Origin of the sequence: Spirosoma endbachense, from assembly GCF_010233585.1 — a bacterium.
In the GTDB taxonomy this organism is placed as follows: domain Bacteria; phylum Bacteroidota; class Bacteroidia; order Cytophagales; family Spirosomataceae; genus Spirosoma; species Spirosoma endbachense.
In genome coordinates this window covers 5,329,057-5,353,398 of sequence record NZ_CP045997.1, presented here as the reverse complement: position 1 = coordinate 5,353,398, position 24,342 = coordinate 5,329,057, and the positions used below count along the sequence as shown (strand labels likewise).

The following is a 24,342-nucleotide window of genomic DNA, read 5'->3' as shown; positions in this document are numbered from 1 at the left end:
TCATGAAACACCCTCTTTTCTTAATTTTAGCCTTAATAGCCCTGCTTTCCGGCTGTTCTTCCAGGCAAAAAGCCGACCTGATTGTCATCAACGCCCATGTCTACACGGCCGATTCAAGTTTCTCCGAAGCCGACGCATTTGTCATCAAGGACGGTAAATTCCTGGCCGTCGGTTCGATCAAAACATTAACTGATCAATATTATGCCGATAGTACGGTCAATCTGCACGACCAATCCGTTTATCCGGGTTTCTACGACCCTCACTCCCATTTTCTGGGTCTGGGACAGGTACTTGATCAGGCTGATCTGGTTGGAGCGGAGTCCTACGATGAAGTGATTGATCGCCTGAAAACATTTTACCAGAAACATCCGAATGTTTTATGGCTTTCTGGTCGAGGCTGGGATCAGAATGACTGGCCCGACAAAACATTCCCAACAAAAGAGAAACTGGACGCTGCTTTTCCTAATGTGCCGGTTGCCCTGATGCGGGTAGACGGCCATGCGCTGCTCGTCAATTCAAAAACATTGCGATTAGCCAAAATAACGGCAGGATCGAAGCTGCCCGGCGGAGAAATTATTGTAAAAAATGGCCGGCCTACTGGTGTTTTGGTAGATAATGCCATGCAACTCGTGAAGCGGGTAATTCCACAGCCCGACAATACCGACAAGGCAAGAATGCTGCAGGCAGCCGAGAAAGTCTGTGTTTCGCTCGGGCTTACAACGATTTCAGATGCAGGCATTAGCCCCGCCGAAATTAATCTCATCGATAGCCTGCATAAAGCAGGTAAGCTAAAAATTCGGGATTACGCTATGATTAGCCTCGGCGAACCGAATCTAAATTATTTTCTGAAACGGGGACCTTTTCAGACTGATCGGCTGACCGTTCGATCCTTTAAACTCTATGCCGACGGCGCTTTAGGCTCGCGCGGAGCCTGCCTACGGCGGCCATACAGCGATCGCCCGGAAACAGGTGGATTCCTATTGCTCAGTCCTGGTGAACTGGAACGTGTCACGACCATTCTATACGGAACTGGATTCCAGGCCAATACGCACTGCATCGGCGACTCGGCTAATCACCTCATGCTCGATCTTTACGGAAAGCTGCTAAAAGGCCAGAACGATCGGCGCTGGCGCATTGAACACGCGCAAGTCGTGTCTCCCGACGATGTCCATAAGTTTGGGCAGTATTCAATAATTCCATCGGTACAACCCACTCATGCAACGTCAGATATGTATTGGGCGGGCGAACGGCTGGGGCCAATTCGGGTAAAAGGTGCTTATGCGTTTAAGGATCTGATGACACAAAATAAGCTGATTGCCTTTGGGAGCGATTTCCCCGTAGAAGCGGTCAATCCACTGTTTGGCTTCCACGCGGCTGTTGCGCGGCAGGATGCCAGGAACTTTCCGGCGGGAGGCTACCAGATGGAGAACGCCGTTGATCGTAAATCAGCCCTGCTGGCCATGACCCGCTGGGCAGCCTATGCCTGTTTCGAAGATCAGTTGCGGGGTAGTATTGCCCCCGGCAAACAAGCCGATTTCGTTGTGCTTGACCGCGACATCATGACAGTACCAAATACCCAACTACGCCAGACGAAAGTGAAACAGACCTGGATTGGTGGCGAACGGGTTTATTAGACTACCCCACTTTTATTACCTCATACGTCATTTTATTAAACGAAACCTGATCGCCCGCGCGCCGACCGGCCAATGCCATGCCAATTGGCGACGCGGGCGAAACAGCAAATACCTCCTGTCCACTGACATTGAGTTTGCCAGCGCTGATGCTGATAAAGAACGTTCCTCGATTCGTAATGACCAGACTGCCGGGCTGAACAATCGCATAGTCTTTTTCGCTGTTTATCCGCTCCAATTCCTGTTCCAGACCCAGCGCAATATCGAGCTGGTGCGCGTATCGGTCCCGTTCGATCTGCGCCATAGCACGGCCGGTTTCGTATTTATCACCAGCACTGCTCTTCGATTCCGAATTGGCCGACTCCTGAGCGGCTTCCATTGCCTGTCGGGCTATTTCAATGCGTTGCTGAACATGGCCCCTGCACTGGGCCATTAAATCCTGTCGGAGCTGCTTTGGCGTAAAATCCTGATTCACAATAACTAAAAATAAACAATTATTCTGTAGATGTACATAGCCAGCAACTTGCGTTTGCCTATGCTGGCTCTAGTTAAGAATAATTTTATTGTCAAACGCTAAATAGCGCTGCAGGAAATAATTTTTGAGCCTTTATCTATTAGGCTTTTCGCTTCGAGTCGATTCGTCTGCGATTGGATAGTAAAGGTGCTGTAGCTATACCTATGTGCGCCGTTACCACTCCACTATTTTAATAGATTTCTCCAAACAACCACCGTTGCTTTTGGCTTATAAAACCAAGTACAACCAACAGCAACGTTATGGAAGCAAAAATTCCCCCTCAGCATCAGGATCTCCAGCCGGGGATTGAAGCGGAACTGGATCCACAGCCGAAGGTAATTCGGCATCTGTACAAAGGAGCGAACAAATTGAAAGACAAGGTCGCACTCATTACGGGCGGTGACTCCGGCATTGGCCGGGCGGTGGCCGTGCATTTTGCCCGCGAGGGTGCCGATGTAGCCATATCCTATACGCCCCGAGAGGAAGAAGACGCGCAGAAAACCAAAGAACTGGTTGAGGCAGAAGGTCGTAGATGCCTGCTACTACCGGGCGATATCCGTCAGGAAGTTTATTGTAAGCAGATTGTTGAGGATACGGTCCAGCAATTGGGCAAGCTCAACATTCTGGTCAATAATGCGGGCTTGCAGTTGCAGCACCAAACGCTCGAAGAAGAGCGTGATGAAGACCTGCTGGCAACCTATGAAACCAATATATATTCGTTTTTTAGAGTCACAAAAGCGGCCGAACCACACTTGCATAAAGGGGACTGCATTATCAATACCACATCGGTTACTGCCTATCAGGGGCGGGCCGATTTGTTGGAGTATTCATCTACGAAAGGGGCCATTATGACCTTCACGCGGGCCTTGTCCAGCAATCTGATCACCAAAGGTATTCGTGTCAATGGTGTTGCCCCTGGCCCAATCTGGACTCCGCTCAACCCGTCGTCGGTCAGCGCAAAAGAAGTGGCGCAGTTTGGTAAGGCTGTACCCATGAAGCGCCCCGGCCAACCTAGTGAAGTGGCACCAGCCTATGTTTTTCTGGCCTCAGAAGATGCCTCATACATTACCGGACAGGTTCTTCACCCCAATGGCGGTACGATTGTCAATGGCTGATATAACAAGGCGTGAGCGCATCGACTTGATGAATGAGAATAGGTCAGTCTCATTCATCAGGTCCTGCTCCTAATTCTTCAAAAATATGGAACAAATGGAAATTAAAACCAAGCCTCAGCATCAGAATGCGCAGCCAGGTTTGGAATATGAAATGGATCCTCAACCGATTTACATTCGGGACAATTATCAGGGAGCCGATAAGCTGAAAGATAAAGTTGCGGTCATCACTGGCGGTGATTCGGGCATTGGCCGGGCAGTAGCCATTTATTTTGCCCGCGAAGGCGCTGATTTGGCACTTATTTATCATCCGCGCGAAGATGTAGATGCTCTGAAGACAAAATCACTTGTCGAGGCTGAAGGGCGTCGGTGTCTGTTAATTCCGGGGGATTTAAAACAAATTGCCTTTATCCGGGACGCCGTCGGCAAAATCATAAGCACCTATAATCGGGTGAATATTCTGGTCAATAATGCCGCAAATCATGTTGAGCAAAAAGAGTTTAGCGGCATTTCGGACCAGCAGATGCGCGAGACGTTCGAGCTCAATATTCTGGCCATGTTTCGATTAACGAAAAACCTACTGCCACACATGGGTGCATACGACTGCATCATCAACACGACATCGGTGGTATCGTACCGGGGTAGCGAATCGCTGATCGATTATGCTTCGACCAAAGGGGCCGTAACAGCGTTTACCCGGTCTTTGTCGCAGAATCTGGTGGAGCGAAACATTCGTGTCAATGCTGTAGCGCCCGGCCCTATCTGGACCCCGTTGATTGTAGCAACCAAAACACTGGAAGAGGTTGAGAAATTTGGAAAAGATACGCCTATGGAACGCCCTGGCCAACCTGCCGAACTGGCTCCAGCCTACGTGTTTCTGGCATCAGAGGATGCGTCCTATTTTACGGGACAGGTGATTCACGTCAATGGTGGCGAGGTGATCAACTCCTGATCTGGCAGGCGATTTTTGTGCAGCGGCCTACCGAACAAAACGACTTTAAACTCCGTCATTTTGTTCGATGGGCCGCTGTAGTTCTCTGATTAGTAGTAGTAGTCCTTTTGCTAATCGGGCAACCACAAACGATCATTTTACTGTAAAATCGGAGTCTTTCAGGCCTTTATTAATCTTTACGTTGTCAACGGTCATCGTCATTGGGCCGCGTGGCGACTGTTGCGCGATCGTCATCGGGAATTTGATACCACTAACCTCTTTATAGTCCGAGTAAACCGATGTCATTGTCATTTCGCCCCGTGCATTTTTGGTCGTAGTAACAGACTGCACTTTCAGGCCAGTAGTAGCATCGAAATTATCGGTCCAGGTAGCTGAGCCATCAGCCGTTGTATGGCTTAGCTTATACGTGTCTTTACTATCTATTTTTTCTGGCCCAACAACTGTCGATTTCACCCCATTTTCAGCATAATGCAGTTCCGGGAAAATCACGTTCATCACAGTCATCTGCTGCGCGGCCGGGCCTTCGAGCGTTGTACTATTGCCCTGCATACCGCCCATAACGATCTTTGAGCCATCGCCGGTTTGTTTCATCACTTCCATTCCATTGGCGTTTATGACCATCGAGAATTTGTTAGGCAGCTTCTGCTTTCGGGTAATCATTATAGCGCCCATTTGCCCTTCGCTCGACATACTGGTGGTCACATCAGTCACTTTGGCAAGCGCATCTTTGCCACCAATGGCCGTAATGTATTTGTCTAAAACCTCCTCAGCAGTCGGAGTCGTCTGGGCAGTTGCCCGATAGTAAAGCAGCGGCAATACGAGTAGGGTTACGAGCAGTCTTCTCATGATAAGTCTGGGTTAACGATTTTTACCAAATGTAATGGATCACAAACAGATCAACAAGCTACTGATTCTGTGTGTCAGTCGCTTAGCGCATCACCATAAACTCAGCCAGATAAACCAGCGCTCCAGCTATATAGCCGATCAGGGCAAGCCAGCTGATTTTACGTAAATACCAGCCAAACTCCAGTCGTTCCAGCCCCATAACGGCGACCCCGGCTGCCGAGCCAATCACCAGAATGCTACCTCCCGTTCCGGCACAATACGCCAGAAATTCCCACAGTTTGTTATCTGTCGGATAGGTCTGCATATCATACATACCCATTGCTGCGGCAACAATCGGCACATTGTCGACTACGGCGGAAGCCAGACCAATTAGTAGAACAATTACATCAAGGTTACCAATCGACTGATTCAATGATTCGGCCAGATTGCGTAAAATGCCGGTTGTTTCAAGTGAGCCAACGGCCAGAAGAATCCCCAGAAAAAACAGAATACTTGGCGTATCGATACGGCTCAGCGCATAGGCCGGGGTAAACTTCTGGCGTTCGGCCTCATCCTTATCACTATGCAGCACTTCAGAAACCACCCAGATCACGCCCAATACAAGCATCATGCCCATATAAGGAGGTAAGTGGGTAATGGTCTTAAAAATAGGAACATAAAGCATTCCACCCAGGCCAACAGACAGCATGATCCGGCGATCTCGGCGGGCCGCTGTCGTCACGTAGGGGCGGCTGATCCCCTTCGCGGCTGTCGATACGGTAGCCTGTTCTTCGGGTTTATACCGAAATGTTAAAATCCCCAGTGGAACAAGCAGCGAGACTAAACTGGGCAACAGCAACGAACTAATTATTCGGGTAGTGGTTATTTGCCCACCAATCCAGAGCATTGTTGTTGTCACATCACCAATGGGAGACCAGGCTCCGCCCGCATTGGCCGCAACGATAATCATACCTGCCATAATTTGCCGTTGCCCAACGTTGCGGATCAATTTACGCGACACGGATACCATCACGATGGCGGATGTAAGATTATCTAACAGGGCAGACAGGAAAAAGGTCAACAGGCTGATAATCCAGAAAAGAACGCGGGTATTACGGCTGGCAATACGGTCGGTGATGAGCGTAAAGCCGTCGTGCGCATCGATCAACTCGACAACAGTCATGGCGCCGAGCAGGAAAAATAATATTTCGGCGACGCTGGCCAGATGCTCACTCAGGTGGTGAACAACGACTTCGGCATTCGGAGCCATCAAGGCATAAACAGCCCAGCAAACAACTCCAGTAATCAATGCTGTGGCTGTTTTATTAATTTTAACCGGATGTTCAAGTGTGATCAGCACATAACCGACAACAAAAAGAAGGATAAGTGTTAACGTCATAATGGGAATTTCAAAGTCATATTAACTGTTTTACAGTCAACTACTGTTTGCCTGAACCGCCAGCCTGTTCATCACGTACAAATCAGCGCCTGATGCCTACATTCATTATTCGTGTTTCTTCACTTGGCCCCGATGGCATGGCCCTGTTTCCCTTTATTCTGGTTCGTAAGCCTAACCCTGGGCCTGTGTTGCTCAATCACGAACGAATTCACCTGCGCCAGCAGGCTGAACTGGGCATCTTGCTTTTCTACATCTGGTACTCACTCGAATACCTTATCCGGCGATTTCAATACCGCACTCATTATACAGCTTATCGAAATATCAGCTTCGAACGGGAAGCATTCGCGAATGAACAAAACCTGATTTACCTAAAGAATCGCCCGTTCTGGACATTCCGACGATACATAGTGAATAAGTAGGTCCGGCTACCCGAACATCATTCATTAGGAAGTACAGGTTTTTGACCGAGTCCACCCACTACCATAACGATCAGTGAAAGCACGATGACAAGTATTGGAATTCCATCCCGGAAACCAATTACCCGCATATCCTGGGGAATGTTGAGGTAAAGTAGAATGGTGATCAAACCACGCGGAGCAATCCAGAGAAGTGGCTTCATCGGCCCCTGATAAGTCAGGCGGAGCGTGATCCACCGCCAGCCAATAATGACTGCAACAAATATGGCACTCACGATCAGTGCATCCCTATCCAGTAATTCACCGGGTACGGCGGCATAGCCCAGAATCAAAAAGAAGAACGTGCGGACAACAAATGCACCTTCAGCCGTAAGATTTTTGAGCTGATCCAGTTCCTTCTCGAACAGGTCATTTTTTAGAATCTGGCTTAACTGGCCGCGAATAAACAATTCGGTATTATTCAAAAACAGGCCGAAAATCAGGATCAATAACAAGGACGACAAATGGTTGATTTCGGCAATGGCATAAACCAGAAAGAGTACCGATATGATCGGCAGGAATTTGATCCGATGGTTGATCCGTCCAATCAGATACAGCAACAGAAAGCAGCACCCTAACGATAGCAACGCCATAATGAGCATATCGCGGGCAAAAAACCAGACGGCACCCCATATCGAATCCCGGCTGAGCAACAAAAAATTAAATACTAAGACCCCAATTATTCCCGCAAAAGCGGATTCATAAACGACAAACTCGCCCTGCCCATACGATATATTCGATATGCTTGGAATAACAACCGCGCTGCTGATGATTGAGAACGGCAGGGCGGCAATTAAACAATGATAAAAGGAATCGTTCAGCAATAGGTATAAAACACTGGCCAACAGGAGGGTAATACCCGCTACCGATAATACGGATGCAACCAGCGTACGACGAATAACACTCAGTTTTTCCCGATGCAATTCCAGATCAAGGCCATTTTCAAGTACAATCAGAATCAAACCCAATGTGCCGAGCGTCGGCAGGATTGTATTGACAAACGGAACCTGAACCCCAAAGTAATTAGTCGCCTGTCGGGTTATTCCACCTAATAATAAGAGCAACAATACCGAAGGCGTTCGGAACCGGCTGCTGAACAGGTCAAACGCGTAGGAAATTAAAACGGATAAGCTCAGAACAATAATGAGAATCGAAGAATCCATTCGGCAAGATAAAAAGCAGTTTTCAGTTTACGGTTTATCATCGGTAGTTAAACCCGTATCTGACGCTAAAAACCAGTAACTGGCCGCTCGAAATCTACACTAAATCAGTTGCGATTTTTGCCGACAGCAAACAGAGTGGAATACCACCTCCCGGATGAACGCTGCCACCCACAAAATAGAGATTCTTAAACTGCCGGGAGAAATTGGCATGGCGCAAAAACGCAGCAAACCGGCTATTGCTGCTATTCCCGTATAAGGCGCCCTGCGTTGATGAGGTTCGGGCTTCAATACTTCGCGGGTCCAGTATCGATTCCGTTTCAATAAGCGAGCTAACATCTGTGCCCAGCATATGACTAAGTTTCTGCACAATACGTTGTCGGGTCCGGGCAATGATAGCATCCCAGTCCTGGCCGGTGTTGTTTGGCACGTTTAGCAGGATAAACCAGTTTTCGCAGCCTGCCGGCGCATCATCAGGGTTAAGTTTCGCGCTACAGTTCAGATAAATGGTTGGGTCGTCGGGTACCTGATTCTGCCCGAATAAGGCATTGAATTCGGCCCGATAATCGGTACTAAAGACTATATTGTGCAACCCCAGTTCGGTAAACTGTTGCTTGATACCCCAATAAAAAATTAAGCCCGAACTCGATTTAGGTTGGCGTAGAATTCGCTCAGGTTGTCGGGCATTCGGCAGGAGTTTCCGGAATGTACTGACAATGTCCATATTAGAAACGACAACACTAACCTCGCTTCCAATTGAGTTGCTAGTAGCTATTTCCTGATTCAGAAGGCGACCAGCCTGTGAGGTGAATTTAATAGCCACGGCGAGTTTACCCTTCGTTACAATTTCTGTAACATAAGTATTGTAGTGGAAACGCACGCCCAATTCTTCGGCCAGTTTCAGCAAACTATTGGTGATACTAATCATACCCCCTTTCGGGAAGAAAGCCCCGATGTTGTATTCCAGATGCGGAATAATATTCATCGTTGCTGGCGTCTGATACGGATCTGAACCGTTATAAGTAGCGTATCGATTAAATAACTGCACCAGCCTGGGGTGATCAAACCGACGTTCATTTGCCCCGTTCATGGTCCCAAAAACACCGAGTCTGGGTAGATTAAGATAACCAATCAGCGCGTCACGATTGAACCAGGTCGACAGTTTATGGAGTGATCGATGCAGAAATAATTTCTCCGTTACCGCATATTTTCGGGCACTGGCTTCTAAGTGCTGGTGTAAATGCATGGCTGGTTCACCAAATACGGTTTCGATCTCTTTACCAAATCGATCAAGATCGGCCCAGGCAGTCAGGCGCGTGTTGTCATCCCAGAAATAGCGACAGGTCTCGTCAAGGCGGGTGTACTCAAAATAATCGGCGGGATTTCGGCCAGCGAGTTTGAATAGTTCATCTACTAAATGCGGCATCGTAAAAAGCGACGGACCAGCGTCGAAGCGGTACGATTGTCCGTCGGGTGTTACGTCTTCGAAACCAGACAATTTACCGCCCGCATAGGCATTAGCCTCGACTACATCGACCTCATAACCCTTCACGGCCAATCGGATGGCGCTGGCAATCCCGGCGATTCCGGCCCCAATGACCGCAGCTTTCTTAGTCACAACGGATTATCAGTAAGCAGTTTCCAGACGAAAAACTGCCTGTACTAACTTACTGTCTGGCGTAGTAATATAGATTCACCGACGAAGCACTAGCCAGTTCGCTAATGGTAAAAAAGCCTTTTCCGTCTTTGTCGAAGCAAATGGCTTCGCCCTGCGGTTCCATGCGCGATGTCAATAGCGATCGGGTACCTTTTTGCAACGCATCAGCGACAGTTTGGCCGGATGTACGTTTCCAATAAAAAATACCGGTATATGTACGGACTAAAATCTCACCACCATCGGGCGAAATGGCCGCACTCGTTACGTAGCCCGCCAGTCCATCGCCAAAGGATGGCAGCTCGCCATAGGTCTGAAGTGTGGTAACCTGGTTAATATCCTGTGGATACGGAAGCCGATACAGATGGACTTTTTCTTCCCGTTTGGAGATTATCCATGTATCACGGGTTTGAGGATCGACAATGAATGCTTCAGCATCGCGAGGTCCGTCAGGGTATTTGTAATTAATCCGTTCAACCTGTCCGATTGTCTCCTGCAAATTAGCCGGTTCGATAAACCGATATAGCACGCTGGTTGGCCGCTGGGCGTTGTTGTCGCCAATGTCGGCAATATATATGTAATTTTTCCCATCCTGAGGGCCGGGGCCTATAGTCATATCCTCCCAATCGATGTTGGTCGTGTTCGGAATACTCATTTTCCCCTTCAGCTTGCCATCATACCCCAGCAAAGCTAATTCGGCCGGGCTACCGCTATCCTGTTCAATCCAGAGATTACCGGGTTGAGTACGGCTATCGGCCAGGCCGGATGCTTCGTTAATCTGACCCGGAGTAACAGGTGTCGATGTAGGGTTACTACTAAAATTACCCGCATCAGGAGTAACACCTATAGTACAGGAAACGACAGTTAGTGTACCAAGAACTAAAAGGACTATGCGCATGAATGATTTCCGGTTGATTCAGTCGCCAAAGTAACGAAAGAAGCGACGGAATAAGTCTTTAATTTGAGGAAGAGGGCAGTAATATCCTGAAAGTAGCTCCCTGACCCGGTCGTCCATCGGCCGTGATGTACCCTTTGTGATTCTCGACAACCTTCTGAACAATAGCCAATCCAATACCTGTTCCCTGGTATTCGCTGCGCCCATGCAGGCGTTGGAATACCTGAAAAATCCGTTCAGCGTAGTGTGGGTCAAAACCAATTCCATTATCAGTCAATTCGATGGCATGAAACAGTTGGTTGTTCTCAGGAGGAGATATGGGCAGACCCGACTCGCGCCCACGAAGCACGCTCGAACTGATCGTAATTTCCGGGATTCGATCGACTTGTGCAAACTTCAGGGAGTTACTGATCAGATTCTGAAACAACTGGCGCAACTGAGCAATATCACCCATAATGAGGGGGAGTTGCCCTACGGTTACAACGGCTTTTTTTTCTGTTATAAACGTTTCCAGATCAATCAACACCTCCGCTACAACACTATTCAGATGAACTGGCTTATGTTCCTCTCGCTTAGCCGAAACGCGGGAGTAAGCCAGTACATCCTTGATCAGTACCTGCATACGGGCAGCAGCCGACTGCATCCGTTGGATCATATCAGCCCCCGAATCGCCAATAAGTGGCGCATATTGGGCCTTAATAATATCGCCAAATGCCTGAATCTTACGCAGTGGTTCCTGAAGGTCATGGCTGGCGACGTAGGCAAACTGCTCCAGGTTACGGTTCGACCGTTGAAGCTCTATAACCGATGTTTCCAGTTGCTGCTGAAGTTGTTTGAGCGATGTATAATCGCCAAAGGTTACCAGTACTTCATCGCCCATTTTGGTGGACATAATATCAAGCCAGGCATCGATTCCGCCACCATCGTAATGAAAATCGAACCGCTGTGGCTCACCGGTTTGATAGGTTTTATTATAAAGTTCAAACAGGCCGTTATTTTTATAATCAGGGAACCACGTGCTTCCTAATGCCCCCATAACCGATTCGGGATCCTGGCCAACATAAGACGCTAGTTGCCGGTTGGCTACCCGAAACCGAAAATCAATGACATTCCCCGTTTTGTCACGTACTGGACTAAAGAGAAAAATACCGGTTTGCGATGTATCGATTACGGTCTGCAATTCAGCCCGTGATCGTTCGAGTTCCTGCTGGGCCCGCTTCAAATCAGTAATATACTGGAAGACAGTGAGTACATCATTTTCCTGCCTGACCATCGTAATTTCAGCCCACAGATCGACACCGTCGTCCGAAAAATGATGTTCATACTGCTGCGTCTCACCCGTTTTGAGCACAATCCTTAACCGATCAAAGAGTCCCTTCTGCGCTGCCATTGGAAACAGCGTGTTTCCCTGCATATATTCCAGTGTTCGACTGGTGGCGGTGGCCGCTACCGGATTCGCCAGCTTATACCGAAAATCGATCACTTCGTTGCTTTCATCCCGTATGGGTTCATAGAGTACGAGTGCAGTCGGTGAATTATTGATCACCGTTTGAAGCAGGTCGGCCGTTTGGCTGATCTGCTGTTGGGCCCGCTTGGCTTCCGATATATCTGAAAACGTAACGACAAAACCATCGCCCAATTTCAGGGCCGAAACGGCAACCCAGAAATCAAGTCCGTCATAACCATAATACGTTTCCATACTGGTACGCTCACCCGTCTCGACGGTGTGAATGTACATTTCCATCATACCCGACTTCGCATTGCCAGGAAAGATTGACAACATGGATTGCCCCATCATATCGTCGGGCGATCGGCCGCTTAACAGACTGGCAGCTTTGTTGAGCGCAATGAACTTAAAGTCTGTAATTACCCCGAATTCGTCCCGAATGGATTCAAAGGCCATGATACCATTGGTCGAATTATCGAGTACACTGTTGAGCAAATCAGCCTGTCGTTTGTTTTCGGCAGCGGCATCTTCAATGACCTGTTTTACGCGTTTACTCTCTGTAATGTCGGTGTAGGTAATGACGAGTCCGTTACCAAACGGAGCCAGGGCCATATCGTACCAGACATCACCGTGTAAACTCTGACTATGCTGAGGATCGCCGGTTTCGGTTACGTTACAGTACTGATCGAATAAATCTGTCTGCTGGAGATCCGGAAATACCTGTAAAGCCCGTTTACCAACAATATCGTTTGCGTCAAGTCCACGGATATCAGCCCCGGCTTTATTGATCACGGTCACAACAAAATCGATAATCTTTCCGGGTAAGCCATCCGGTGCAGTTTCTCTGATGGCCTCCATCGCCTTTATACCATTTGGCGAGCTGTTCAAAACGCTGTTGAGTAGATCAGACAGGCGCTTATACCGCAATAAATCCTGCTTTTGCTGCGTGATATTGACTCCCGTTACCACGCATCCATCACCGAGTTTTGTAATGGCCGTATCATACCATTCCTGAACATCCGGGTAGTAATGCTGAGCCCAAACGGGCTTTCCGGTTTCAATAACCTGGCAAAAGAGGTTAAACTGGCCTGTCTCCCGCGAACTGGGGCGAAACCCCAGCAAGGTGTTGCCCAGCACTTCTTTGCCATACCGATCCATAACATCCTGTCGACCAGCCGGATTGGCCAGTCTAACCCGAAAATCCTGAATTTGGCCTGTGGTATCACGAATCGCTTCGTAAACAAAAACATTATTGAGCGAAGTATCCAGTATCGTTTGCAGCAATTCCGTCTGAGACTGCTTTTCCTGCTCAGCCGCTTTTAACGATGAAATGTCGCGGGTGACGCTGAGAACACCATCGCCCAATTTAGACCGGCTTATCAGATACCAGCTATTCAGTGTACTATTGAAATACGTATCTTCAATGGGTTGGCCCGTTTCGTATAGGACACACATTTTCTTAAAAATCTGTGCCATATACACCTGATCGTGCTGGTTATCGCCCAACAGGAGCGTCCCAATACTAACCTGATATTTGCCCTGGCTATACTCCTCCGCTTTTTTATTTACATAATCAATTCGAAAATCAACAAGCTGATTGTTCTTATCACGGATCGTTTTCATCCAGATCACTGCATCGGGCAATGCATCAAGAAGCTGAGAGAACTGGATATCGGGAGATTTATCGGTTAGCATTCTCGGCAAAAGCAATTTTTCGATAAAGGTCTGATAGCTAACCGAATACACATTCTATAGCAGTAAAAGCAGTTGTCAGGCAGCTTTCATCAAACCTGCTACCAGCCTAAGCAATCAGCGAATATACGTAATTTATGACGTAAAAATCATCCAAGTAACCGGACACTCCAATAGAACCATTATCCTGAACAATGGTAGCTGATTTTGGCGTATCTTTAGTGCTTGTGTTACCTTGAAACAACTTTCCTCTTATGCTTCACAACCTGACTACTCGTCGAAAACGTGTTCGACTTCTACTGGTACTTTCGGTCGTAATTCCGCTTGCCGGACGCGCACAGGACAACCCAACCTACCAGACCCCTCCCAAAGCCCTGGCCGATCTGGTGACCGTTCCCCCCACGCCTACTGTCAGTATGTCGGGCAAGGGCGATGTCATGCTCATTCTCGAACAGGCCTCTGCACCAGGAATTGCCGAGCTGGCTCAACCCGAGTTCAAACTGGCTGGCCTACGCCTGAATCCGGCAAATAATGGACCCAGCCGGGCGCGTTACATAACCGGCCTCAAAATCAAAAAACTGACAGATAAAGATGAAAAAACCATTACCGGCCTTCCGGCAAATCCACTCATCAGTTATGTACAGTGGTCGCCCGACGAGACTAAAATAGCCTTTACCAATTCAACCGATACCCGTATCGATCTGTACGTTGCCGATGTAACGACGGCTGCGGCCCAGAAAATTGGCACAATTGCCCTCAACGCAACCCTCGGAACACCCTATCACTGGGTATCGGACAGCAAAAACCTGATCGTTAAGAGTATTCCGGCCGGGCGCGGGTCTGCGCCCGAAATCAGCCGCGTACCGAGCAGTCCGACAACGCAGGAAAACGTCGGTGGCAAACGCGGTCAGGCACCCACGTACCAGGATTTGCTCAAAAACCCGTCCGACGAGCGACAATTTGCCTACTACACCACAGCACAAGTGGTTCGGCTGGGTCTGGACGGAACAACGACAAACATTGGCCAGCCGGGAATCATTCTCTCCGCCGATCCGGCACCAAATGGTCAGTACGTACTGATCGAAACGGTTCATACTCCCTTCTCGTACCTGGTTCCGGTCTATCGGTTTCCGCTGAAAACGGAGGTTTATGCGATTGCTGGCTCGCTGGTAAAGACACTCAACGACGGCCCATTGCAGGAAACCGTTGCATACAGCCCCGATGGTGCTCCCAATGGCCCACGTGAGTTTGCCTGGCGGGCCGATGCTCCAGCTTCGGTCTATTACACAGTAGCTCAGGATAATGGCGATCCTAAAGTAAAAGCAGACATCCGGGACAAGGTCTTTCTGACAGAAGCTCCCTTCTCGGCACAACCCAAAGAGATTTACGCAGCTCAGTTCCGGTTCGAAGGCTTCGAATGGGGGAATGAATCGACCGCCCTGGCCAATGAACGCTGGTGGCAGAACCGCAAGACAATTACCAAAATTGTTAATCCGGCAACCTGGCAAACGTCCGTTCTGTTTGATCGGTCATACGAAGATCGTTACACAAATCCTGGTCAACCCGACACGAAGCAGAATCAATATGGTCGCGACGTATTAAATCTATTGCCTAGCGGGGAGTTGATTATGTTGAACGGACTAGGTGCATCGCCCGAAGGGGACCGTCCCTTTGTGAGCCTGCTCAACCTGAAAACGAAGCAAAATCGTGAGCTCTGGCGGTCGGCGGCTCCTTATTTTGAGCGCCCCATTGCCGTACTGGATGCCACTCGACAAGTGATCTTAACCACTCGCGAAACGCCCGATGAAAACCCGAACTATTTCGTCAGGAACCTAAAAGCCCGCATTGCTCCAGTTCAGGTAACATTCTTCCCTCACCCCTATCCGCAACTGAAAGGGATTCAAAAACAACAGCTTCGCTATAAGCGCTCAGATGGCGTAGACCTGACTGCCACGCTTTATCTGCCTGTTGGCTACAAGAAAGAACAAGGTCCACTACCGACCTTCCTGTGGGCCTACCCTGCCGAGTTCAAGAGCAAGGATGCCGCCAGTCAGGTATCCGGCTCGCCCTATCAGTTTAACCGGATCAGTTACTGGGGTGCGGCTGCGTTCGTAACAATGGGCTATGCCATTCTGGACAACGCCAGCATTCCCATTGTGGGCGAGGGTGATAAAGAACCGAACGACACCTACATTGAGCAGTTGGTAGCCAGTGCCAAAGCGGCTATTGATGAAGGTGTTCGGCTAGGTGTGGTCGACTCAAGCCGTGTGGGTGTGGGCGGCCATTCATACGGTGCGTTCATGACAGCCAATCTCCTGACTCACAGCAAATTATTCAAAGGTGGCATTGCCCGCAGTGGTGCTTACAATCGTACACTGACCCCATTTGGGTTCCAGAACGAACAACGTAGCTATTGGCAGGCTCCGGAGGTGTATAACAAAATGTCGCCGTTTATGAATGCCGACAAGATGAAGACTCCCCTATTGCTTGTTCATGGTGAAGCGGATAATAACACAGGGACGTTCCCGATTCAGTCGGAGCGCTATTATAATGCGCTAAAAGGCTTTGGCGCAACCACGCGGTTAGTATTCCTGCCTTATGAGAGTCACGGCTACACGGCCAAAGAATCGTTACTGCACATGCTTTGGGAAATGAACGGCTGGCTCGACAAATACGTCAAAAACCCAGCCGCTGCCGGACAGGGCAACAAAGCGGGGAAAGTTGGCGGAGGAAAATAAGCTACAACTAAATTCTGACGATGGCCGATCCGTCAATTGACCATTAATAGAATGACTAAAATGAATGACGGCTTCGGTCCATGTTTGCATGCGCCGAAGCCGTCATTTTTGCACGCACATTCACCTCTCCGGCAAATGACTGATGGCGCAGCGAGCGTAATCTGCGCCAACCAATGCGCGTCAGGCAGAAGCTCAAACAGAACTACTGACAATCCAGTGACCGATGCCTGATTAACGTATCGTATAAACTTAGTTGGTACGGTAAATCTTTAGGAATAGTGCCTTTGCACTCATTGCACCTTGTAACGGGTCCTGGCTTACCTTTCACTAAGAAACACCGTTGTGAATCAAGCAGGTAAAAGCCTCTTCTTTACATTTGCCTGTCATATGCGCCTAAAAGATAAACTTCCCCTCAGTTACCTTCTATTTACAAGCAGGGGCCGTATCAAACGAGCCACCTACTGGATCGTCTCCGCCTTTATCTGGAGTACGTTCTATGTGCTGCATACGTTACTAAACGATTTCATAGGCGAAGGAGCGACTTATGCACTCTATCCGCTTCTGATCGGATCGCTGTTCGCTACAGCCACCAAACGGCTGCATGATACAAACCGCTCTGGCTACTGGCTGCTTATGGTTTTAATTCCGGTTCTTGGCCCAATCTGGCTGATCTATCAACTGGGATTTAAAAAGGGGGATTCACAGAAAAACAAGTTCGGAACGGTTCCCGACGAAGCCGCCGATTATTTCAAAAACGATACCGGTCTGACAGATTCGCATCTCAAACCCCAGGAACGCGTTATCAACGACGTCACTCAGCTCAATCCGGTTGTTGTGGCGGAGGTCTTTCGGCCTAAATCTGTAGCGGAGTTGCAGGAACGGCTCCGTATGACTACGGGACCCGTATCAGTGGGCGGTGGACGGTTCAGTATGGGTGGGCAAACGGCAAGTCCAAAAAGCCTGCACATCGATATGCGTGGTCTGAATCAGGTCATTCATTTCTCGAAAGATGATCGCATCATTCAAGTGCAGGCTGGCATCCGGTGGTGCGACATCCAGCGCTACATTGATCCCCACGATCTGAGCATCAAAATCATGCAGACCTATGCCAATTTTACCGTTGGCGGAGCACTGAGTGTAAACTGTCATGGCCGATACATGGGGCACGGCCCACTCATTCTGGCCGTTCGTTCCATTGAAATTGTGCTGGCCGATGGGTCGCTTGTTCAGGCCAGCCGTACCGAAAATCCGGACGTATTCTTCGGCACTATTGGCGGCTATAACGGGCTGGGAATTATTGTAGCTGTCGAACTAGATCTCGAAGATAATCTGGCCGTTCGGCGTGACCACTACAAACTGGCTCGTTCAGACTACCGTTCCTATTTTGCCCATACCATCCGTGATAATCCAGAAGCGGTTTTCCATAATGGTGATATGTATCCGCCTGCCTTCACAAACATGCGGGCCGTTACGTGGGTTAAAACTACCGAAAAGCCAACCGTAAAAACGCGTCTGATGCCACTTCGGGAATCATATCCGCTGGAACGATATTTTATGTGGGCATTTACCGAGACATTCTTCGGTAAATGGCGACGTGAACATATCGTAGACCCGTTGATCTACCTCAGCCAGCCCATTCACTGGCGCAATTACGAGGCCGGTTACGATGTCGCTGAACTCGAACCTAGATCCCGCACGAAACGCACGTATGTCTTACAGGAATATTTTGTTCCTGTTCGTCATTTCGACGCTTTTTCGGAGAAAATGAGTGAGATATTTAACCGCTATCGGGTCAACGTCATCAATGTATCGATTCGCCATGCACTCCCGGATTCGGGTTCGTTTCTGGCCTGGGCGCGCGAAGAAGTCTTTGCCTTTGTGGTCTATTACAAACAACGGACAAACGAAATCGCTAAAAATGAAGTAGCCATCTGGACTCGCGAGCTGATCGATGCGGCCATATCGGTCGATGGGGCTTATTACCTTCCCTATCAGGCACATGCCCTGCCGGAGCAATTCCATCTGGCCTATCCCAATGCGAAAAAACTTTTTGCACTCAAGAAAAAACTGGATCCCGACTTTCGGTTTCACAACGTATTCTGGGATACATACTATAACCCCTCTACCCTCTAAGCCATGACACCAGTAACTTCTGAATTTCACACTGTTTTCGATGAAACGAAACCCCGCGATGCGTTTTACCGCTTTCTACAGGTCGTTTTTCACCTCTATCCCGAAGACAAGTTTCACCACCTGATTCGTGAAGTAACGAAAACAGAAACGTCGGACGAGCGTATTTATAAAACCGTACAGAATCGCCTGTCCAGCATCAAGCCGTTTCTGTCAGAACTGACCTATGCGCTGCCTGCCCTCAAAACGCAGAAAAAAGAAATGACCCGCCAAACACTGGAACTGTTGCCCAAAGGAGCCCAGATAAACGGCTACGTTGAAATTGGGTCACCGGGTCGCTACATCAGCCATCTGCGTAAACACCTGCCTATCAGCGAGCCCATTTACCTGATCAACGATGTTGCTCCAACCAACAGCCCTGCCGATATTATGGAACGGGGTCAGTTAGGCAAAATCGGCACCTTTGTTGAACTAAATGATTACGAGCCAATTAGCCCCGATGCTATTGCCAGCGAAAGCGTTGATCTGGTAACCTGCCTGATTGGCCTGCATCACACCCGACCCGAAAAACTAGCGGGCTTTATCAACTCCATCCGGCGAATTCTGCGTCCTGGTGGCTGGTTTATTCTGCGCGATCACGACGTAAAAACCGATGATATGGCAACGTTCGTATCGCTCGTTCATACCGTATTTAACCTCGGTCTGAACATCACTTGGGAAATCGATCAGCAGGATTATAAAGGGTTTAAACCGATTGAGGAATGGAGTCGGCTCATTAGTCAGGCTGGCTTTAGCGATGCGGGTAAACGGCTCCTTCAAGCCAATGATCCATCTGATAATACGCTGGTCCTGTTCACTAAAATTTGATAGTCCCTCATGCTTAGGCTCCCGATTCTGACGGTTATGATGGTCGTACTGGCCGTTTTTCTTTTCCTCCGCAAAGGGCGACAATCCTTGACGACTCCGGCTGGCAAGGGCTGCGTTGTGCCGAAAGAATGGCTGGTCAGCAATCCGAATCCAGTCACACCCGCCGAGCACATCCGCCCCGCCGATCAGACATTCCTGACCTATCCCGAATGGTTTCTGGTCCATAGCCCCGCCGAAATAGCCGACTACGCCCAAATCCGCACAACGACCACATTCCCATACATGAGCCACGTTAAACAGCTCTGGCAAAGTTATGGTGTCGTGTATGATCAGATCAAAGGCATTTTCGCGTTCAATACCGGTTACCACATCATGATCTGGGTCATTGGCGTCAGCACAACGGTCGAATATGCCATGAAAGCCCTCTACGAAACCATCGTTGGGCGGCTAACGAACCCAACGCAGGGCGCTATCGTGACGGATGAAGATACCTTTAATGCAACGTTTACGCAGGATTACGTAGACTTTATCCGCGTATCGCCCTGGTATGAGTTCGACTTTACTTCTCGTATTCCCAGCCTACTGACAGGAACATCGTTTTTCGGGCCACATTTCCTGCGTAAATGTGATCGCAAGTATATGCTGCTGACGGAGTTGCTGGTGAAGGCAGGCTATGGTTACCTCATCAAACTCGGCACCAAAGCTTCTTACGACGATGCTTTGCCGACAACTGCTGTCATCATAGACAAACTACCCGCTACCCAACGGCCAACCTCTCTATCACCTGCCCAAACGTATCCCGATGGCTCGGCCTTACTAATGTTGCCCCGTTATGAAGCTTTCCATCCGGCCGTGTCGGCTTTAGTACAGCAGGGTGCAACCTTCCGGGAAATTGCTGGGAATAACTCGGCCATCCTGATAACCCTATTGGCTCCCGAAACCTGGAAACCAGCCTCGACCGATTTCCAACTGGTATTTACGCAGCCAATTCTCACCAAACCCGGCCTGAAGCGGGTTGCCCTGGTAACGCCCGTCCGTTGGCTGGACAAAACCGTTCGGTTCGTAACCGAGCAGGGCGTTAAGATTGAGCATGTGTATGATTATTGAAAGAAGTTGGTCAATGACGTCATTACGCTCCTATTCTACTTCGACAACAATGCCACAACCCGGTGTGGGATGAATAGTTTCTATGATTTTTGAAGTTGCTGCCTGATCACTCCATAGGTATTGGGCAATTCATAAACCATGCCAATAGCACTACTTATTTTTCGTTTTTTGCTGTATCCTGGATGTATTGTATGGCGTTTTTTACGTCTGTGGTGTTATCCTCCCAGTTATGCTCGCATTCTACGTTAATATAACCGGTAAATTTTTGTCTCTTCAATTCCTGCACGACACGGGCAAAATCGATTTCCCCTTTTCCAGGATCAACATCCTTGCCTGACTTATCGACATCTTTGAGATGTATCCCGATAATATGCCCAGAAAGTGCTTTCAGGCAATTGACCGGGTCCAGACCACTTCTAACCCAATGGCCAATATCGGCACAAGCCCCAATATTTTTATGTCCTTTAACTGCTGCCAGAACCGAATCTGGGTGCCAGTACAAGTTGGGTTTTTTATGTTCATGAATGGCAATTTTAGTTTTATAAACTCCGGCTAAACTATCGATAATCCCCCAATCTTTTTTTAATGGTTCACACACCAGATACTTCACGCCAAATTCTTGACCCAATTTGAAATACTTTTCCCAATCGTTCAAACCATTCGCTTTGCCAACAAACAAAGATGACATATTGAGATTTCTTTCAGCCAGCATTTGTTTCACCAAAGTCACCTCAGTTGCGTTTAAATCACCCATTGTTTTGTCACCAAAGTCCTCTCCGAGTTTTTGAAATGAAAAACCTTCAACGTTTGTTAAACCACAGCGTTGAGCCATATCTAAACTTTTTTTGAAAGCGTGGTGGTGAAAAGAATACAATGCAACACCTGTTTTCCATCGGGGAACGCCTTTGACAAAGGCCATGGTGATCAGCATCAATAAAAGAAAGTATTTGATCGTCTTCATTGTATTTTAGATTAAAGTGAATTCGGAATTAGAAGTGAACAGGTTTACAAAAACAGACGGTTTTTTGTCGTAGAAATGGAAAGCGGCAAAGCCTGCCTTGGTATGCACCAGCGCATTGAGCGGAGAACGGTGGCGAGTGTGATCAATCTCCTGTATACTCATCAAAATGTCATTCACTGACAGCGCTGGCTGCCCGGTCAATTAACGCCCACTTCTTAAGTCGTAACTTATCATCCAGCCGCACTAACCGGTTCTTCCTATTTTTGCGGCTTTTAGTGACCACGCGCAAGCCTTGTTAATAGAAGGTCTCGAAAAGTTTACTGATGCATCCTTTATCCGCATAACGCTTACCTGTAAGCTTGCTCAGTAGCTTGCGTAGTACCAAGTTGTTATTATCCGACACATTCGCCAGAGTGATCAGGAAATGCGCAATTTGAACTAACTCGTTGATAATCAAACGATATTTTAATCTATAAAACCAGCCTGTTGACGGCTTGCCCCGACTAGCGATGTGGGTTAAGACTTTATGAGTATGGATTCGTCGGTTATCACAGACGGGCTCACCTCGATTACAGGTTAATACCTATTTCTCTGGTAATGTAAATGCCACATAAGCATCACTTGATCTTTTTCTGTCCCATTTAGAGCCACCGCAGGCAATAACCACATATTGCCTGCCATCGATTGCATACACGGCTGGTGTGGCCACACCAGCAGCAGGGAGGTCGGTTTCCCAAAGCAGCTTGCCTGTCTTTTTGTTAAATGCCCTGAATTTCCCGTCTGCCGAAGCTCCGATAAATAGTAACCCGCCGGCCGTTACAACAGATCCACCGTAATTTTCGCGGCCGGTAGTCGGTATTCCTTTTTTCTTTAGCTCTTCAAATTCGCCAAACGGGATTTTCCATACATACTTCCCGGTGTTCAGGTCGATAGCGTTTATTGTACCCCATGGCGGGCTGATGGCAGGATAACCGTCCTTTGTTAAAAATTTATTATAACCTGTGAAGCTATAGTCCGGTTTCGAAGGATCCTTACTCTCGATGGCCCTTCCAGTGTAGGGTTTTTCCTGTTCTGCTTTCAGGTTCAAAACAAAAGAGCCAATCGCAGTCTTTTCTTCTAATGAGAGTTGCGCAAATCCTGGCATCCTGGTCTTTCCTGTTTTAAGGAGCTGATTGAACTGGTCAAGCGTATATTTTTGATCTACCCCAATCAATTTTGGAAAATCTCCGGAGCCTAAAAGTTCGGGGCCGTGACAGATCATACAATTTTTTTTGTACAAAAATGAACCGGCCTCCAGGTTAGTCAGTTTTTTACCACCACGCTGCATTCTAACCAAGGTTTGTACCCAGGCCATTTCGTTGGCATTCACATACAGAATATTGGAAGTAGGATCCACTGTTGGACCGCCCCATTCACCGCCACCATCATAACCAGGCAAAATGATTGTTCCTTGCTCACTGGGTGGCGTATAGATGCCCTGGGATCGGTAAGTCCTGAATCGTTGCCTGATTTGTTCTTGTTCCTCAGCACTCACCAGTGGATTTAAATCCTTTTCTGTCAGGATTTGCCTTGCAAATGGTTTGGGCAATACCGGGAAAGGCTGTGTTGGATGCAATTTTTCTCCTTCTACCCCATCAGTGAGCACGGGTATTTCTTTTATTGGAAAGAGGGGTTTTCCCGTTACGCGATCAAAAACAAAAATCATCCCTGTTTTGGTTGTTTGTGCGACGGCATCCACTTTTTTCCCGTTGCGGGTAAGGGTCAGCAGTGCCGGCGGGCTGGATACATCCATATCCCAGACATCGTGATGAACTGTTTGGAAATGCCAGATGCGCTTACCCGTTTGAGCATCAAGCGCCACCAGGCAATTGCCGAACAATCCTTTCCCCAGGCGTGCACCGCCGTACATATCATTGGTAGGGCTACCGATACCGGCATAGAGTATTCCCCTTTTACTATCGAGGCTGAAACCACTCCAGGCATTGGTCGAACCCAGCCGTTGGTAAGCCGTTTTATCCTCCCAGGTGTCGTATCCAAATTCACCTGGGTAAGGAATTGTATGAAATGCCCATTTCTGCTCACCAGTTTTGACGTCAAAACCGCGTATATCGCCAGGAGTATAACCGCCGTTCAACCCACTTGTGATAAACAGGTTTTTATAGATCAGCACAGGCGAAGTCGGAGACATCGAGACGGTTTTTGGGTCTCTTCCAAGCCCTTCGCGTAAATCAACACCTCCATTTTTACCAAAAGTAGGAACGAGCCGGCCTGTTGTGGCATTCACAGCATATACGATATTCCCACAAGCAAAAAGGACTCGGCTGTCATCACCCTCCGTCCAATAGGCTACTCCCCTGTTCATAGGGGTAGCATAATTTTCATACCAGGTCCTATTGGTCGACGAATCTGCAGGATTAAACTCCCATTTCCTTTTACCGGTAGCCGCATCAATAGCAAACAACTTCAACTTGGCTGATACCGCAAATAGGGTTTTACCAATAATAATGGGATTGGATTCCATTGGTCCAAATCTGGTGCTATCCCCATTTTCAGAGCGATAAACCCATGCCACTTTTAATTGGTCAACATTGGACGTATCGATTTGCTTAAGGTCTGAATACTTATTGTTTTCAGAGTTACCACCATAAGTACGCCAGTCGAGATATAATTTCTTGGGAAAATCGGTGAGAGAAACCAAAAACACGCCCAAAACGACTAGAGAAAATGCATATTTTATCCTTGTGAATGTCATATCTTGTAAGTTTACGTGCAATGATTGGCTGACATTATTTCCCGCAAAAGT

At 48.2% G+C, this 24,342-nt stretch carries 17 protein-coding genes and 1 pseudogene; 8 read left to right on the top strand and 10 right to left on the bottom strand.

The features are described from left to right. The first annotated feature begins 2 nt into the window (after positions 1-2). On the top strand, positions 3-1,634 hold the full coding sequence (locus GJR95_RS21545; RefSeq protein WP_162387822.1) for an amidohydrolase: 1,632 nt from the start codon (positions 3-5) through the stop codon (positions 1,632-1,634). A 1-nt stretch (position 1,635) separates the two neighbouring features. Here the strand turns inward: GJR95_RS21545 and GJR95_RS21540 are convergent, their stop codons facing one another. Beyond that, on the bottom strand, positions 1,636-2,106 hold the full coding sequence (locus GJR95_RS21540) for a 3-oxoacyl-ACP synthase (RefSeq protein WP_232540816.1): 471 nt from the start codon (positions 2,104-2,106) through the stop codon (positions 1,636-1,638). A 299-nt stretch (positions 2,107-2,405) separates the two neighbouring features. Here GJR95_RS21540 and GJR95_RS21535 point away from each other — a divergent pair, with 299 nt between their 5' ends. Beyond that, positions 2,406-3,260, top strand: coding sequence for an SDR family oxidoreductase (locus tag GJR95_RS21535; RefSeq protein ID WP_162387821.1), 855 nt, complete (start codon positions 2,406-2,408; stop codon positions 3,258-3,260). A gap of 85 nt (positions 3,261-3,345) precedes the next feature. Next, positions 3,346-4,209 carry an SDR family oxidoreductase gene (locus tag GJR95_RS21530; RefSeq protein WP_162387820.1) on the top strand — a complete coding sequence of 288 codons (864 nt, stop codon included), beginning with the start codon at positions 3,346-3,348 and terminating at the stop codon, positions 4,207-4,209. Positions 4,210-4,341: 132 nt separating this feature from the next. Here GJR95_RS21530 and GJR95_RS21525 read toward each other — a convergent pair whose 3' ends face one another. Beyond that, positions 4,342-5,055, bottom strand: coding sequence for a hypothetical protein (locus GJR95_RS21525; RefSeq protein ID WP_162387819.1), 714 nt, complete (start codon positions 5,053-5,055; stop codon positions 4,342-4,344). A gap of 82 nt (positions 5,056-5,137) precedes the next feature. Then, complete coding sequence (gene nhaD / locus GJR95_RS21520; protein ID WP_162387818.1) at positions 5,138-6,433, bottom strand: sodium:proton antiporter NhaD; 1,296 nt, start codon at positions 6,431-6,433, stop codon at positions 5,138-5,140. A 92-nt stretch (positions 6,434-6,525) separates the two neighbouring features. On the opposite strand from nhaD, the gene GJR95_RS21515 reads away from it, so the two are divergent. After that, the gene (locus GJR95_RS21515; protein WP_162387817.1) at positions 6,526-6,852 is read left to right on the top strand and encodes a hypothetical protein; all 327 of its coding nucleotides are present in this window, start codon (positions 6,526-6,528) and stop codon (positions 6,850-6,852) included. Positions 6,853-6,869: 17 nt separating this feature from the next. Here GJR95_RS21515 and GJR95_RS21510 read toward each other — a convergent pair whose 3' ends face one another. The 4 genes from GJR95_RS21510 to GJR95_RS21495 all read right to left on the bottom strand — a co-directional run bounded on the left by GJR95_RS21510 (position 6,870) and on the right by GJR95_RS21495 (position 13,739). Next, complete coding sequence (locus GJR95_RS21510; RefSeq protein ID WP_162387816.1) at positions 6,870-8,051, bottom strand: cation:proton antiporter; 1,182 nt, start codon at positions 8,049-8,051, stop codon at positions 6,870-6,872. Between the two features lie 94 nt (positions 8,052-8,145). Beyond that, on the bottom strand, positions 8,146-9,666 hold the full coding sequence (crtD, locus tag GJR95_RS21505; RefSeq protein ID WP_162387815.1) for a 1-hydroxycarotenoid 3,4-desaturase CrtD: 1,521 nt from the start codon (positions 9,664-9,666) through the stop codon (positions 8,146-8,148). 49 nt (positions 9,667-9,715) lie between these two features. Beyond that, entirely contained in the window at positions 9,716-10,600 is an 885-nt protein-coding gene (locus GJR95_RS21500; RefSeq protein ID WP_162387814.1) for a PE-PGRS family protein, read from the bottom strand. 58 nt (positions 10,601-10,658) lie between these two features. Next, the gene (locus GJR95_RS21495) at positions 10,659-13,739 is read right to left on the bottom strand and encodes a PAS domain-containing protein (protein WP_162387813.1); all 3,081 of its coding nucleotides are present in this window, start codon (positions 13,737-13,739) and stop codon (positions 10,659-10,661) included. A 251-nt stretch (positions 13,740-13,990) separates the two neighbouring features. Between GJR95_RS21495 and GJR95_RS21490 the strand changes: the two genes are divergently transcribed. The 4 genes from GJR95_RS21490 (at position 13,991) to GJR95_RS21475 (ending at position 20,578) form a co-directional block, all read left to right on the top strand. Further along, on the top strand, positions 13,991-16,474 hold the full coding sequence (locus GJR95_RS21490; protein ID WP_162387812.1) for a S9 family peptidase: 2,484 nt from the start codon (positions 13,991-13,993) through the stop codon (positions 16,472-16,474). A 342-nt stretch (positions 16,475-16,816) separates the two neighbouring features. Beyond that, a complete protein-coding gene (locus GJR95_RS21485) occupies positions 16,817-18,607 on the top strand; it encodes an FAD-binding protein (protein ID WP_198424729.1) in 1,791 nt (596 codons plus the stop codon). 3 nt (positions 18,608-18,610) lie between these two features. Further along, on the top strand, positions 18,611-19,471 hold the full coding sequence (locus tag GJR95_RS21480) for a methyltransferase domain-containing protein (protein ID WP_162387811.1): 861 nt from the start codon (positions 18,611-18,613) through the stop codon (positions 19,469-19,471). A gap of 9 nt (positions 19,472-19,480) precedes the next feature. Continuing rightward, complete coding sequence (locus GJR95_RS21475) at positions 19,481-20,578, top strand: hypothetical protein (RefSeq protein ID WP_162387810.1); 1,098 nt, start codon at positions 19,481-19,483, stop codon at positions 20,576-20,578. A gap of 154 nt (positions 20,579-20,732) precedes the next feature. Here GJR95_RS21475 and GJR95_RS21470 read toward each other — a convergent pair whose 3' ends face one another. The 3 genes and pseudogenes from GJR95_RS21470 to GJR95_RS21460 all read right to left on the bottom strand — a co-directional run bounded on the left by GJR95_RS21470 (position 20,733) and on the right by GJR95_RS21460 (position 24,291). Further along, entirely contained in the window at positions 20,733-21,539 is an 807-nt protein-coding gene (locus tag GJR95_RS21470) for a sugar phosphate isomerase/epimerase family protein (protein WP_162387809.1), read from the bottom strand. Positions 21,540-21,545: 6 nt separating this feature from the next. Beyond that, positions 21,546-22,098 (bottom strand): annotated as a pseudogene (locus tag GJR95_RS42965) (transposase); the annotation flags it as partial. 24 nt (positions 22,099-22,122) lie between these two features. Next, complete coding sequence (locus tag GJR95_RS21460; RefSeq protein WP_162387808.1) at positions 22,123-24,291, bottom strand: outer membrane protein assembly factor BamB family protein; 2,169 nt, start codon at positions 24,289-24,291, stop codon at positions 22,123-22,125. Between the last annotated feature and the right edge of the window lie 51 nt (positions 24,292-24,342).

Bases quoted from the DNA above. Each gene is read 5' to 3' on its own strand.
- GJR95_RS21545 (WP_162387822.1), top strand. From the start codon at position 3: ATGAAACACCCTCTTTTCTTAATTTTAGCCTTAATAGCCCTGCTTTCC.
- GJR95_RS21535 (WP_162387821.1), top strand. From the start codon at position 2,406: ATGGAAGCAAAAATTCCCCCTCAGCATCAGGATCTCCAGCCGGGGATT.
- GJR95_RS21530 (WP_162387820.1), top strand. From the start codon at position 3,346: ATGGAACAAATGGAAATTAAAACCAAGCCTCAGCATCAGAATGCGCAG.
- GJR95_RS21525 (WP_162387819.1), bottom strand. From the start codon at position 5,055: ATGAGAAGACTGCTCGTAACCCTACTCGTATTGCCGCTGCTTTACTAT.
- nhaD (WP_162387818.1), bottom strand. From the start codon at position 6,433: ATGACGTTAACACTTATCCTTCTTTTTGTTGTCGGTTATGTGCTGATC.
- GJR95_RS21515 (WP_162387817.1), top strand. From the start codon at position 6,526: ATGCCTACATTCATTATTCGTGTTTCTTCACTTGGCCCCGATGGCATG.
- GJR95_RS21510 (WP_162387816.1), bottom strand. From the start codon at position 8,051: ATGGATTCTTCGATTCTCATTATTGTTCTGAGCTTATCCGTTTTAATT.
- GJR95_RS21500 (WP_162387814.1), bottom strand. From the start codon at position 10,600: ATGCGCATAGTCCTTTTAGTTCTTGGTACACTAACTGTCGTTTCCTGT.
- GJR95_RS21495 (WP_162387813.1), bottom strand. From the start codon at position 13,739: ATGCTAACCGATAAATCTCCCGATATCCAGTTCTCTCAGCTTCTTGAT.
- GJR95_RS21490 (WP_162387812.1), top strand. From the start codon at position 13,991: ATGCTTCACAACCTGACTACTCGTCGAAAACGTGTTCGACTTCTACTG.
- GJR95_RS21480 (WP_162387811.1), top strand. From the start codon at position 18,611: ATGACACCAGTAACTTCTGAATTTCACACTGTTTTCGATGAAACGAAA.
- GJR95_RS21475 (WP_162387810.1), top strand. From the start codon at position 19,481: ATGCTTAGGCTCCCGATTCTGACGGTTATGATGGTCGTACTGGCCGTT.
- GJR95_RS21470 (WP_162387809.1), bottom strand. From the start codon at position 21,539: ATGAAGACGATCAAATACTTTCTTTTATTGATGCTGATCACCATGGCC.
- GJR95_RS21460 (WP_162387808.1), bottom strand. From the start codon at position 24,291: ATGACATTCACAAGGATAAAATATGCATTTTCTCTAGTCGTTTTGGGC.